A 12858-nucleotide genomic window follows, 5' to 3' on the forward strand; every position below is an offset into this window, starting at 1 on the left:
GCCACGCGCACCGGGGCGCTCGGTGTGAGCCATGAGCGTGAAGGTGTGAGGTGCGTGACGGCAATGACGCGGACTCGTTTGAATTTGCCCGTATCCGTGCAGGTTTATGCGGCACAATTGCGGAAATGGTCGCCCTTGCCGATAGCCCGGAGCATCACCAGGCCCCACCCGGCGAGCAGTACGGCGGGAGTGCAGGGCGGTATACGCACAAGCTCACCGCGCATATCATCCGACGATGTAACTGGTTGGGGATCACTGTCCACAGGCAGTGGCGCCGGGAGAGGCATGGGGACGTGACACAAGCCCGACTGCGGATGCTCGCCCGCACCCTCGGTGTGCTCGCCTTCGGGATCTGCTTCGCCCTGGTGCTGGACCGCTCCACCGGCGGCCACCCCGCGCGGGTCTCCTCCACCCCGCTGTCGGCCAACCGCCGCGCCGATCCGGTGCCCGCCCTCGCCCCCGCGCTGCAGGCCGCCCCCGCCCAGGTCCCTCCGGTGCTGGCGGGACCGGACGCCTCGCCCGGCACCGACAGCTCGCCCTTCGTCGGCATGCCCATGGTCGGCGCGGTCTTCCTGGCCGGACAGGGCGGCCGCCCCGGCGACCATTTCTGCACCGCCAGCGTGGTGGACAGCCCCGGCGGCAACGTCATCGCCACCGCCGCGCACTGCCTGGAGGACCCCTCCAACGGCAGCAACACCCCCGCCTCCTTCGTCTTCGTCCCCGGCTACCACGACGGCAAGGAGCCCTACGGCGAGTGGACGCCGGTCAAGGTGCTGATCGACCCGCACTGGACCGCCGACGCCGACCCCGACGACGACATCGCCTTCGCCGTCGTCCAGCAGCCCGGCAACCCCCGCGCCCGGCTGTCCAGCCTGGTCGGCTACGAGAACATCGCCTTCGGCACCCGGCTGCCGGCCGTCGTCAGCGGCATCGGCTACCCCGCCACCAGCGACCAGCCCATCGCCTGCCTGAACACCCTCAAGCCGTTCCAGCCCACCCAGTCCGAGTTCGACTGCGCCGGATTCGCCGACGGCAGCAGCGGCGGCCCGCTGCTGCTCGGGCTCGACCCGCACACCGGGCGCGGCAGCCTGGTCGGCGTCATAGGGGGCTACGAGGAGGGCGGGCTGACCCCCGAGGTCTCCTACGCCGCCGTCTTCGGAGACACCGTCAGGAACCTCTACCAGCAGGCCGTCGCCGTCCCCGCGGGCGGCTGACGCCGCACCGGAGCGTGTCTGGACCGGCCTGTCGTACCCGCCGCCTACCCTGGGGGAATATGGACGACACCACGGAGAGCACGCAGTACAGCGCCGCCGCGCAGGATCGCTGGGTGGCGGAACCGGACAAGCGCCCCGGCCGGACCGCTTTCCAGCGGGACCGCGCCCGGGTGCTGCACTCCGCCGCGCTGCGCCGGCTCGCCGGCACCACCCAGGTCGTCGCACCGCTGGCGGCCGACTTCCCACGGACCAGGCTTACCCACTCGCTGGAATGCGCCCAGGTCGGCCGGGAGTTGGGCGCGGCCCTCGGCTGCGATCCCGACCTGGTCGAGACCGCCTGCCTGTCCCACGACATCGGCCACCCGCCCTTCGGCCACACCGGCGAGGAGGCCCTGGACCAGGCCGCCGCCGCCTGCGGCGGCTTCGAGGGCAACGCCCAGAGCCTGCGCATCCTCACCCGGCTCGAACCCAAGCGCTTCACCGCCGGCGGCGACGGCCACGCCCGCAGCGTCGGCCTCAACCTCACCCGGGCCGCGCTCGACGCCGCCACCAAGTACCCCTGGACCAGGGGCAGTCACCCCGAGCTCCCGCACAAGTTCGGCGTCTACCGGGACGACCTGCCGGTCTTCCGGTGGCTGCGGCAGGGCGCCCCCGACCACCACCGCTGCTTCGAGGCCCAGGTCATGGACTGGTCCGACGACGTGGCCTACTCCGTCCACGACGTCGAGGACGGCCTGCAGGCGGGCCATGTCGACCCGGCCGTGCTGCGCTCCCGGCCCGAGCGCGCCGACCTGTTCCAGGTCGCCGCCGGCTACGCCCCCACCGCCGAGCCCGAGGAGTTCGCCGAGGCGCTGGACCGGCTGCTGGCCGAGGAGTGGTGGCCGCACAGCTACGACGGTTCCGCCCGCGACCGCGCCGGGATCAAGGACGCCACCAGCCAGCTCATCGGCCGCTTCTGCACCGCCGCCGAACAGGCCACCCGGTCCGCGTACGGTCCGGGCAGGCTCACCCGCTACCACGCCGACCTGATCGTCCCGCACCAGGTGCGGCTGGAGTGCGCGGTGCTCAAGGCCGTCGCCGCCCGCTACGTCATGCAGCGCGCCGACCAGGAGAAGCTCCGCACCTGGCAGCGCACGGTCATCGGCGAGCTGGCCGAGGCCCTGGTCCGCAAGGCCCCCGACGGCCTGGACCCGGTCTTCCGCGCCCTGTACGAGGAGGCCCCCGACGACGCCGGGCGGCTGCGCGCCATCGTCGACCAGATCGCCACCCTCACCGACGCCTCGGCCGCGGCCCGGCACCGGGTGCTGGCCCGGTGAACCCGCCGCGCCCGGGCAGACGCCCTTCACGCCCACCCGCCGGTGCGAGACGCCGAGCTGCCCGCCGTACCGGGCAGCGCACAGCCGACCAGGGCACAGCAGAGCAGACAACAGCATCCGCAGAGCCGTCAGGAGAGCGCACGTGGTGGACGCACACGAGACCCATGTCATCGTCGGAGCCGGGCTCGCCGGGGCCAAGGCGGCGGAGACCCTCCGCGCCGAGGGCTTCACCGGCCGGGTGATCCTGGTCGGCGACGAACGCGAGCACCCGTACGAGCGGCCCGGCCTGTCCAAGGGCTTCCTGGCCGGCACCAGCGAGCGCTCCGAACTCTTCGTCCACGACTCGCCCTGGTACGCCGCGCACGAGGTGGAGCTGCGGCTCGGCTCGCCGGTCACCCGGCTGGACCGCACCGACCGCGTGGTCGAGCTGGCCGACGGCACCGTCCTCCACTACGACCGGCTGCTGCTGGCCACCGGCTCGGCCCCGCGCCCGCTGGACGTCCCCGGCATCGGGCTCGGCGGCGTCCACTACCTGCGCCGGCTCGCCGACTCCGAGCGGCTGCGGGCGACCCTGCGGACCCTCGGCCGGGAGAACGGCCGGCTGCTGGTGGTCGGCGCGGGCTGGATCGGCCTGGAGGCGGCCGCCGCCGCCCGCACCTACGGCGCCGAGGTCACCGTCGTCGAGCCGCAGCCCACCCCGCTGTACGGCGCGCTCGGCCCCGAGGTCGGCGAGTTCTTCGCCCGGCTGCACCAGGACCACGGGGTCCGCTTCCACTTCGGCGCCTCCGTCACCGCCATCGAGGGCGAGGACGGCATGGTCCTGGCCGCCCACACCGACGACGGCGACGAGCACCCGGCCCACGCCGTCCTGGTCGGCGTCGGCGCCGCACCCAATACCGAGCTGGCCGCCGCCGCCGGGCTGGAGATCGCCCCGCGCGAGGACGGCGGCGGCATCGCCGTGGACTCCTCGCTGCGCAGCTCCGACCCGGCCGTCTTCGCCGCCGGGGACGTCGCCTCCGCCGCGCACCCGCTGTTCGGCCGCAGACTGCGGGTCGAGCACTGGGCCAACGCCCTCAACGGCGGCCCGGCCGCCGCCCGCGCCATGCTCGGCCAGGACGTCGTCTACGACCGCGTGCCGTACTTCTTCTCCGACCAGTACGACCTCGGCATGGAGTACTCCGGCTACGCCGCCCCCGGCTCCTACGACCACGTCGTGGTGCGCGGCGACGCCGGCAAGCGCGAGTTCATCGCCTTCTGGCAGGGGCCGGACAACCGGGTCCTGGCCGGAATGAACGTCAACGTCTGGGACGTCACCGACCCCATCCAGCAGCTCATCCGCTCCGCCCGCCCGGTCGACCCCGACCGCCTCGCCGACCCCTCCGTGCCGCTCGGCGACCTGTAGCCGCCCCGGAACCCACCGGCCCCTCCGTCCCCGGGCATACACTGCACGACGTGGCAGGGCGGATCAGGGACGAGGACATCGAGGCGGTGCGGACCGCTGCGCGGATCGACGCGGTGGTGGGGGAGTACGTCCAGCTCACCAACGGCGGCGGCGGGCAGCTGAAGGGCCTGTGCCCGTTCCACGACGAGAAGTCGGCCTCCTTCTACGTCAGCCCCAGCAAGGGCGTCTTCAGCTGCTTCGGCTGCCAGGAGAGCGGCGACACCCTCGGTTTCGTGATGAAGATCGAGCACCTGACCTTCGTCGAGGCGGTCGAGCGGCTCGCCGCCCAGCTCGGCATCACCCTGCGCTACGAGGGCGGCAGCTACATGCCCGGCCGCCAGCAGGGCGAACGGACCAGGCTGCTGGAGATCAACAAGGTCTCCGCGGCCTGGTTCGCCGAGCAGCTGGGCAGCCCCGAGGCCGAGATCGGCCGCCGCTTCCTCAAGGAGCGCGGCTTCGAGTCCGAGGCCGCCACCCACTTCGGCATCGGCTATGCCCCCGGCGGCTTCGAGAACCTCACCCGCTTCCTGCGCGGCCGCGGCTTCACCGACCGCGAGCTGATGCTCTCCGGCATCTGCTCGGAGGGCCGGCGCGGCCCGATGGACCGCTTCCGGGGCCGGCTGATCTGGCCGATCCGGGACACCACCGGCGAGGTCATCGGCTTCGGCGCGCGCAAGCTCCGCGAGGACGACAACGGCCCCAAGTACCTGAACACCCCGGAGACCCCGCTCTACAAGAAGTCCCACGTGCTCTACGGCATCGACCTGGCCCGCAAGGAGATCGCCAAGACCGGCCGGGCCGTGGTGGTCGAGGGCTACACCGACGTCATGGCCTGCCACCTGGCCGGGATCACCACCGCCGTGGCGACCTGCGGCACCGCCTTCGCCGAGGACCACATCAAGATCCTGCGCCGACTGCTGATGGACACCTCCCAGTACCGCGGCGAGGTCGTCTTCACCTTCGACGGCGACGCCGCCGGGCAGAAGGCGGCGCTGCGGGCGTTCGAGGACGACCAGAAGTTCGCCGCCAAGACCTCCATCGCGGTCAGCCCCGGCGGCATGGACCCCTGCGAACTGCGGCTCGCCCAGGGCGACGAGGCCGTGCGCAACCTGATCGAGCACCCCGTCCCGCTGTTCGCGTTCGCCATCCGCGCCGCCGTCGCCCAGCACAACCTGGAGACCGCCGAGGGCCGTTCGGCCGCGCTGGAGCAGGCCGCCCCGATCGTCGCCTCGATCAAGGACGGCTCGATCCAGCACGACTACGCCGTGCAGCTGGCCGGCATGCTGGGCATCCTCCCCGGCGACGAACAGTTCGTCGTCCGCCGGGTGTCGCAGCTCGCCCGCTGGCAGCGCGAACGCGAGCAGCAGCGGGAGCGCGCCGCGCAGCAGCGCCCCGGCGACCGCCGCCAGACCGCCGCCGCCCCGGCCCCGGCCGCGCCCCGGCGCCCCGCCTTCCGGCTCGACCCGCGCAACCCGGCCCAGTTCGTCGAACGCGAGCTGCTGAAGCTGGCGCTCCAGTACCCGGCCCTGGTCGCGCCCACCTTCGACGCCTACGCGGTGGCGGAGTTCCCCACCCCGCCGTACGCCATGGTGCGCGAGGCCATCGCCGGGGCCGGGGGAGTGGCTGCGGGCGCCGCGGCGCCCGACGCCTGGTCGCCCCGGGTGCGCGAGGCCGCCCCCGACGACGCGGTGCGCGGCCTGATCACCGAGCTGACCGTGGAGCCGGTGCGCACCCGCCGCGCCGCCGACGCCGTCTACGCCGGGGACTTCCTGGTCAAGCTGCGGCTGCAGGCCGTGGACCGGCGCATCGCCGACTGCCGCGGCCACATGCAGCGGCTCGGGGCGAACGCCGGGGAGGAGCAGCTCGCCGCCGTCCGGGGCGAGTTGTGGCAGCTCCAGCAGTACCGGCAGGCGCTGCGGGACCGGGGCGCCGCCGCGCTCTGAGCGTGCCGCCCGCCGCCCGGCCGGGGCCGCCGCCGAGAAAGTGCCCGCACACGTCTCTGCCGCAGCGTCAGATGAGGCGCACACTGGGTGATGGTGCCGCACTCCCCCGAGCGAGGAACCGTCGAACCGGACGGTGCCTCGCCGCCCACGACCCCGAACGGCGGCGACGAGGTCCCCGCCCCCGTTCCACTCACGCGCGCCCCGCACCCCGCCCCCGGCGGCCCCGCGCCGACTCCGGACGCTGACGACGCCCACCGCGCAGTTCCGGCCGCCGCGCCCGCCGACCCCCTGGCCGACCCGGACACCGGGCTTGACCCCGATGCCGACGGCCCCGACGCCGACGCCGCCCCCGACCCCGATGCGGACCCCGCCGCCGACGACGCCGAGCCGCCGCCGGCCGCCTCGCTGGACGACCCCGCCGGGCCCTCCGCCGACCTGTTCCGGCAGTACCTGCGCGAGATCGGCCGGATCCCGCTGCTCACCGCGGTGGAGGAGGTGGAGCTGGCCCGGCAGGTCGAGGCCGGGCTGTTCGCCGAGGAGTACCTGAACACCCGCCGGGAGCCCGCCGACGACCTCCTCGCCGACGAGCTGGACCAGCTGGTCGTCCTCGGCCGGATCGCCAAGCGCCGGCTGATCGAGGCCAATCTGCGGCTGGTGGTCTCCGTCGCCAAGCGCTACGTCGGACGCGGCCTGACCATGCTGGACCTGGTCCAGGAGGGCAATCTGGGCCTGATCCGCGCGGTCGAGAAGTTCGACTACGCCCGGGGCTACAAGTTCTCCACCTACGCCACCTGGTGGATCCGGCAGGCGATGAGCCGGGCCCTGGCCGACCAGGCCCGGACGATCCGGGTGCCGGTCCACGTCGTGGAGCTGATCAACCGGGTGGCCCGGGTGCAGCGCGGGCTGCTCCAGGAGCGCGGCTGCGAGCCCACCCCGGCCGAGGTCGCGGCGGTGCTGGAGCTGACGCCGGAGCGGGTCAGCGAGGTGCTGCGGCTGGCCCAGGAGCCGGTCTCGCTGCACGCCCCGGTCGGCGAGGAGGACGATGTCGCGCTCGGTGACCTGATCGAGGACGGCGACGCCGCCTCACCGGTGGAGTCCGCCGCGTTCATGCTGCTGCGGCAGCACCTGGAGGCGGTGCTGTCCACCCTGGGCGAGCGCGAGCGCCGGGTGGTGCAGCTGCGCTACGGCCTGGTGGACGGCCGTCCGCGCACCCTGGAGGAGATCGGGCGGATGTTCGGGGTCACCCGCGAGCGCATCCGGCAGATCGAGTCCAAGACCCTCAACAAGCTGCGCGACCACGCCTTCGCCGACCAGCTCCGCGGCTACCTCGACTAGCCGGGCCGACCGGACCTAGGCCGACTGCCGGCCCGCCTGCGGGTGCATCTGCTCGCGCAGCGCCGCGTACTGCTGCCGGACGGCCTCGCCCACGGCGACGTCCTCTCCCGGGTCCACGGTCACCGAGTCCCGCAGCTCCCAGGCCGGCGGCTCGGCGCTGCCGGCCAGCGCCCAGGCGGCCTGCCGGGCGGCGCCCAGGGCGGCGTAGTCGCCGGGCTCCGGGATCACCACCGGGACGCCGAAGATCAGCGGGGCGATGCTCTGCACCGCCGCCAGCCTGCTGCCGGAGCCGGTCAGGAAGATCCGGCGCACCGTCACCTGGCGGTCCCGCAGCACGTCCAGGGCGTCCGCGAGGCCGCACAGCATGCCCTCGACCGCTGCCCGGGCCAGGTGCTCGGGGCGCATCGAGTCCACCCGCAGGCCCGCCAGCGTCCCGGCCGCCTGTGGCAGGTGGGGGGTGCGTTCGCCGTCCAGGTACGGCAGCAGCACCAGCCCGTACGAGCCCGGGGTGGAGCGCAGCGCCAGATCGCTCAGGCCCTCGGCGTCGGTGCCCAGCAGCTCGGCGGTGGCGCGCAGCACCCGGGCCGCGTTCAGCGTGCCGACCTGCGGCAGATGGCGTCCGGTGGCGTCGGCGAGGGAGACCACGGTGCCGCCCGGGTCCAGCAGCGCCTCGTCGTGGACGGCGTACACGGTGCCGCTGGTGCCCAGCGAGACCACGGCGTCGCCGAGGCCGAGCCCCAGGCCCAGCGCGGTGGCCATGGTGCTGCCGGTGCCCGCGGAGATCAGCAGGCCCTCGGGGCTGTGCCCGGCGGCCTCGGCCGGGCCGAGCACCTCCGGCACGGCCGGGGCGTGGCCCAGCGCCAGCGTCAGCAGGTCGGAGCGGTACTGGCCGCTCATGGGCGACCAGTAGCCGGTGCCGGAGGCGTCGCCCCGGTCGGTGGTCCGCCGCGCGGACTGGCCCAGCAGCTGCCACACCAGCCAGTCGTGTGGCAGCACCACCTCGGCGACGCGCTTGGCGTGCTGCGGCTCGTGCTCCGCCAGCCAGCGCAGCTTGGCCACCGTCGAGCCCGCGTTCGGGACGCTGCCCACGGCCTCGGCCCAGGCGGCCGGGCCGCCCAGCTCCGTCACCAGCTGCGCGGCGGCCCCGGCCGAGCGCGGGTCGCCGCGCAGCAGGGCGGGGCGCACCAGCACCCCGCCCGCGTCCAGTCCGATCATTCCCTGCTGCTGGGCGGAGACCCCGATCGCCCGGACCCCCTCCAGCATGCCGCCGTCGGCCGCCGCGCCCAGGGAGCGCAGCCAGGACTGCGGATCGATCTCGGCGAGGGCGCTGCCGGCGGCCACACCCGGGTGCGGTGCGCGGCTCTCCCGCAGCACCTCACCCGTGTCGCTGTCGCAGACGACGATCCTGGTGTTCTGGGCGGAGCAGTCAAGGCCAGCCGATATCGCCATATTGAGATCATGCCTGATGGGGTGGGATTCCCACACCCGGTTCGGCCGGGATTACTTCCCCGGGGTGCCCCAGCCGTCCGCCGAGGCGGTTCCGGTGCGCTCCCGCAGATAGGGGACGCGGTCGGTGAACGAGCTGGGCAGCCGGTCGCCGACCTTGCCCGCCACCGCGTCCGCCGCCCTGCCCGCCGCCGCCCCGGCCGCCTGCTTGGCGTTGCGGGTCGCCGACTGCACCGCCGGGGTCTGCGCCAGGTCGCGGGCGGTCTTGCGGAGCTGCTCGTAGCGCTCCCGCCCGGCGCGCGTGCCCAGCACGTAGCCGACGGCAACTCCAGCGAGGAAAGTGAGCTTGCGCATGTCGCCTCCACCTCATGTCAGCGGCCGTGCACGTGCCTCCCCGTGCCCGCGCCGTTTGCTGTCCCACATCTGTCCCACAACGGTCGCGCGGGCTCCGGTCTGTCTGGTCCGGAGCCTAAGGCCGTCCCCCCGGCACGCGAACCTGCCGCGCCGGTACCGGAGGCGTCCGAGCGCCATCCGGTCACGCCTACCCCCGGCCTGCTGCGACGAACCCCGCACCGGCCGACCCCGCCCCGACCAGGGCCCGGCCAATCGATTGGCGGAGCACCCCCCTACGTGCGCTAATGTATGTCCCGCAGCCGACACCGGCCCCGCGCTCGACGGAGCCGGGACGACGAGGCGGCACCTTCCCCCATAGCTCAATTGGCAGAGCAGCCGACTGTTAATCGGCAGGTTATTGGTTCGAGTCCAATTGGGGGAGCGCCCGGGGCCAGCCCCGGCCGGAACGATCCTCCATAGCTCAATTGGCAGAGCAGCCGACTGTTAATCGGCAGGTTATTGGTTCGAGTCCAATTGGAGGAGCACAGCCCGCAGAGCCCCGGCACATGCCGGGGCTTTCGGCGTACCTGGGGCGACCGGGGGACAGGGGGCAGGGATGGCCGGGGAGACGCTGGACGCGGTGGTGGCGGCCGTGGTGCTGGCGGCGGTGGTCGCCGTCGGGGCCGTCCTGGGCCGGAGCCGCTCGCGCCGCCCCACCCGCCCGCCGCGCGCCTCCCGTCCGGCGACGCGCCGCCCACCGTCCCGCCCGTCCTCGCGTCCGTCCGACGGCACCCCCGGCACCTCCGGCGCGCCCGCGCGGCTGCCGCAGCCGCGCGAGATCTGGTGGGCCCAGGTGCCGTTCGAGGACGGCACCGGCTCCAAGGACCGCCCCTGCCTGGTGCTGCACCGGGGCGCCCGTACCGCCACGGTGCTGAAGATCACCAGCAAGCACCACGCCGAACTGCCCGGCGTCATCCCGCTCCCGCCCGGCACCGTCGGCGACCGCGAGCACCGCGCCAGCTGGCTGGAGACGGACGAGGCCCGCGAGGTCCCCTTCGCCGACTTCCGCCGCCGCGTCGGCGCGGTCGACCCCCAGCTCTGGACCCGCGTCCGCAAGGCCCGCCCCTGACCGCGCCGCGCCGTCACCGCGCTGCGCCGTCACCGCGCTCGGCGGATCCGGATCGGGCCGTGCACCTCGGCCGGAGTGACCGGGCGGCCGGCCTGGGTGACCTCGACCTCGCCCGCCGCCGCCAGACGCCATGCGGCCTGGCGCGTCGGCTCCATCAGGGCCCGCCATCCGTCGCCCTCGCCCGCGTACGCCGCCCGGGCGGCATCGGAGGGGCAGATCGACGAGGTCGGCCCGCGACGCTCCAGCAGATCCAGAATGGCCTGCTCGACAAGCTGATCGACCCTCTGCTGATCCTTCGCCACCCCACAAGTGTGGCACCGCCGCCAGCAAGGGGCCCCGGCTGCCGGGCGCGGGGCGGTACGCGCCCGATCGAGTGAACAACGGCCTGTCGACACACGTGTCGACAGGCCGTTCCTCTACCGTATGTGCTGGTCAACACATACGCCCTGCGAGTGGGGCGGGTGGGACTCGAACCCACGACCAAGGGATTATGAGTCCCCTGCTCTAACCGGCTGAGCTACCGCCCCGTGCCGCGTGAACGGGCGATCATTCTGACTGATCGTCGTACATCAGCACGAGTGGCCCACTGATGGGCCACTCGCCGCAGCATAGCTGGTGAGGGGTGCCGTTCGCGCGGCGGGTTCCATCATCTGGATCTCTCCTGCGCTGCGGGCGCGGGTGGCGGGGGCTCCTCCCGGCGGCGGCGCCGGGCGGTGCGGACGACGGCGACGCCCAGCAGCAGCAGGCCGAAGGCCGGGTAGACCGAGCCGGGCAGTTGCTGCCACAGCGCCAGATGCAGGCTGTCCTGCGGGAGTCGGTGCGGGACCAGCCACATGCCGTACCCGGCGAAGGCCAGCAGACCCAGGCCGAGCAGCGGGCGCCAGCGCAGTCGGCGGGCCGCGCGCGGGCGGGCCTGCTCGGCGGCGGCCTCGGCCGCCAGCAGCACCAGGATGGGCACGCACCAGACCCAGTGGTGGGTCCAGCTGATCGGCGACACCAGCAGCGCGGTCAGCGCCGCGCAGACCGCGCCCCAGGCGTCGGCGCGCGGCAGGCGGGGGCCGACGCGCGCGGTCCGGGCGGCGACGGCCAGCCCGGCGGCGGCGGTGAGGCCCGCGGCGAGGACCCAGGACAGGTTGGGGTTGTGCTCGTGCAGCAGCCGCGCCAGCGCCCCGCGCAGCGACTGGTTGTCGACGATCCCGGTCGCGCCCACCCGGTGCGAGTCGTAGAGGTAGTCGGTCCAGAAGCTCCAGGACGCCTGGGGCAGCGCGAGCCAGCCGAACAGCACCGTCCCGGCGAACCCGGCGAAGGAGACCAGCGCGGCCCGGGGGCGTCCGGTGAGCAGCAGGTAGAGGCCGAAGACGCCGGGGGTGAGCTTCAGCCCGGTGGCGATGCCGATCAGCAGGCCCTTGCTGCGGGCCCGGTCCGGCCGGTTCAGGTCGGCCAGGACCAGGCAGACGATCAGCAGGTTGATCTGCCCGTAGCGCAGGGTGGTGTAGACGGGCTCCAGCCAGACGCCCGCCAGCGGCGCCAGGGCGACCGCCAGCGGGCGGCTGCGCTGCCGGGGCCAACCGACCAGCCGGAAGGAGAGCCAGGCCAGCGCGGCGAGCAGGGCCAGATTGGCGCAGGTGACCACGGCCCGCAGCAGCGGGACCGGCGCCAGCGTGGTCGCGGTGAAGACCAGCGCCGCGAACGGCGGGTAGGTCGCGTACAGCTTCCAGTGCGGGACGATCATGGTGTAGAGGTTCTGGCCGTGCCGGACGGTCTCGCCCTCGTCGCGGTAGACGACCATGTCGACCATCTGGAAGTGCTCCAGCTGCCGCACCGTCTCGTACGCCAGCAGCGAGAGCACTCCCACCGCCAGCAGCAGCGCCGCCCGCCCGGGGCGGTCGCCGAGCAGGGCGCGCAGCCGTCCGGGTACCGCGGCGGTCACCCCCTCGGCGTGCTCCCCGGTGCGTCTGCCGGGGTGCTCCCCGGCCTGCTCGGGCACGACCGCACTGCGCTCACCACTGCCAACCGCCACGTGCCCCCGCTACCGCCCTCACGCCCGCCCCCAGTGTCGGCCGTCCGGCGGCCGAGCCTATCGGGGCTGATCGCTTCGTGCGCCCCCCACCGGGGGGTGGCTCTCCTCGCCGGTGCGGCGTAGGGGGTTCATCCGGACGGATGAGAGGAGCGGGCGGAGCCCCCGGTCGTCGGCCCGGCCGCGCCGTCGACCACTCGGCGCAGCAGGTCGCGCAGGTCGGCGCGCTCCTCCTGGCCGAGGGCGGCCAGCGGCTCGCGGGCGAAGTGCAGCGAGGCGCGCAGCTCGGAGGAGGCGGCCCGGCCGGCCTCGGTGGCCACCACCCGTTTGATCCTGCGGTCGCCGGGATCGGCCTGCCGCTCGACCAGCCCGCGCACCTCCAGCCGGTCCACGATGCCGGTGATGTTGGACGGCTCGCAGCTCAGGGTCTGCGCGATCTGGCGCATCGGCAGCGGGCCGAGCCGCAGCAGCCCGAGGACCTTGGCCTGGGCGCCGGTGAGCGAGCGGGCGGCGGCGGCCTCCTCGTACTCCTTGTGGAACAGCGCGACCATGCGGGCCATCAGGTCGACCACTTCGAGGGTGACCGGGTCCTCCTGCTCGCGCCCCTGCCCCGGGACGGGCTCGCGCACCTGTACCTGCTGCTGCTCCTGCGGTTGCGACATGCTCTCAGGGTACCTGAATATT

At 74.1% G+C, this 12858-nt stretch carries 11 protein-coding genes and 3 tRNA genes; 8 read left to right on the forward strand and 6 right to left on the reverse strand.

What is annotated here, in order from left to right:
• The first annotated feature begins 293 nt into the window (after nucleotides 1-293).
• The 5 genes from GXW83_RS07590 to GXW83_RS07610 all read left to right on the forward strand — a co-directional run bounded on the left by GXW83_RS07590 (nucleotide 294) and on the right by GXW83_RS07610 (nucleotide 7249).
• Nucleotides 294-1214 carry a serine protease gene (locus tag GXW83_RS07590; protein WP_182442138.1) on the forward strand — a complete coding sequence of 307 codons (921 nt, stop codon included), beginning with the start codon at nucleotides 294-296 and terminating at the stop codon, nucleotides 1212-1214.
• Between the two features lie 59 nt (nucleotides 1215-1273).
• Complete coding sequence (locus GXW83_RS07595) at nucleotides 1274-2530, forward strand: deoxyguanosinetriphosphate triphosphohydrolase (protein ID WP_182442140.1); 1257 nt, start codon at nucleotides 1274-1276, stop codon at nucleotides 2528-2530.
• A 142-nt stretch (nucleotides 2531-2672) separates the two neighbouring features.
• Nucleotides 2673-3932, forward strand: a complete 1260-nt coding sequence (locus GXW83_RS07600; RefSeq protein ID WP_182442142.1) for an NAD(P)/FAD-dependent oxidoreductase — start codon at nucleotides 2673-2675, stop codon at nucleotides 3930-3932.
• A gap of 50 nt (nucleotides 3933-3982) precedes the next feature.
• Nucleotides 3983-5914: a DNA primase gene (dnaG, locus tag GXW83_RS07605; RefSeq protein WP_182442144.1), complete on the forward strand. Its 1932-nt coding sequence runs from the start codon at nucleotides 3983-3985 to the stop codon at nucleotides 5912-5914.
• 90 nt (nucleotides 5915-6004) lie between these two features.
• Complete coding sequence (locus tag GXW83_RS07610) at nucleotides 6005-7249, forward strand: RNA polymerase sigma factor (RefSeq protein WP_225446829.1); 1245 nt, start codon at nucleotides 6005-6007, stop codon at nucleotides 7247-7249.
• A 15-nt stretch (nucleotides 7250-7264) separates the two neighbouring features.
• Here GXW83_RS07610 and GXW83_RS07615 read toward each other — a convergent pair whose 3' ends face one another.
• Both GXW83_RS07615 and GXW83_RS07620 read right to left on the reverse strand, forming a co-directional pair.
• Nucleotides 7265-8698, reverse strand: coding sequence for an FGGY family carbohydrate kinase (locus GXW83_RS07615; RefSeq protein ID WP_182442146.1), 1434 nt, complete (start codon nucleotides 8696-8698; stop codon nucleotides 7265-7267).
• A gap of 51 nt (nucleotides 8699-8749) precedes the next feature.
• Nucleotides 8750-9049, reverse strand: a complete 300-nt coding sequence (locus GXW83_RS07620; RefSeq protein WP_182442148.1) for a YtxH domain-containing protein — start codon at nucleotides 9047-9049, stop codon at nucleotides 8750-8752.
• A gap of 348 nt (nucleotides 9050-9397) precedes the next feature.
• Between GXW83_RS07620 and GXW83_RS07625 the strand changes: the two genes are divergently transcribed.
• The 3 genes from GXW83_RS07625 to GXW83_RS07635 all read left to right on the forward strand — a co-directional run bounded on the left by GXW83_RS07625 (nucleotide 9398) and on the right by GXW83_RS07635 (nucleotide 10157).
• A tRNA-Asn gene (locus GXW83_RS07625) sits at nucleotides 9398-9470 on the forward strand.
• 28 nt (nucleotides 9471-9498) lie between these two features.
• A tRNA-Asn gene (locus tag GXW83_RS07630) sits at nucleotides 9499-9571 on the forward strand.
• A 73-nt stretch (nucleotides 9572-9644) separates the two neighbouring features.
• Entirely contained in the window at nucleotides 9645-10157 is a 513-nt protein-coding gene (locus GXW83_RS07635) for a type II toxin-antitoxin system PemK/MazF family toxin (RefSeq protein ID WP_182442150.1), read from the forward strand.
• Nucleotides 10158-10186: 29 nt separating this feature from the next.
• Here GXW83_RS07635 and GXW83_RS07640 read toward each other — a convergent pair whose 3' ends face one another.
• The 4 genes from GXW83_RS07640 to GXW83_RS07655 form a co-directional block, all read right to left on the reverse strand.
• Complete coding sequence (locus tag GXW83_RS07640) at nucleotides 10187-10459, reverse strand: DUF3253 domain-containing protein (protein ID WP_182442152.1); 273 nt, start codon at nucleotides 10457-10459, stop codon at nucleotides 10187-10189.
• A gap of 151 nt (nucleotides 10460-10610) precedes the next feature.
• Nucleotides 10611-10684, reverse strand: a tRNA-Ile gene (locus GXW83_RS07645).
• 119 nt (nucleotides 10685-10803) lie between these two features.
• Nucleotides 10804-12177 carry a glycosyltransferase 87 family protein gene (locus tag GXW83_RS07650; protein WP_182442154.1) on the reverse strand — a complete coding sequence of 458 codons (1374 nt, stop codon included), beginning with the start codon at nucleotides 12175-12177 and terminating at the stop codon, nucleotides 10804-10806.
• Nucleotides 12178-12305: 128 nt separating this feature from the next.
• Entirely contained in the window at nucleotides 12306-12734 is a 429-nt protein-coding gene (locus GXW83_RS07655; protein ID WP_225447451.1) for a MarR family winged helix-turn-helix transcriptional regulator, read from the reverse strand.
• Nucleotides 12735-12858 lie beyond the last annotated feature (124 nt).

Source organism: Streptacidiphilus sp. PB12-B1b, assembly GCF_014084125.1.
GTDB lineage: Bacteria > Actinomycetota > Actinomycetes > Streptomycetales > Streptomycetaceae > Streptacidiphilus.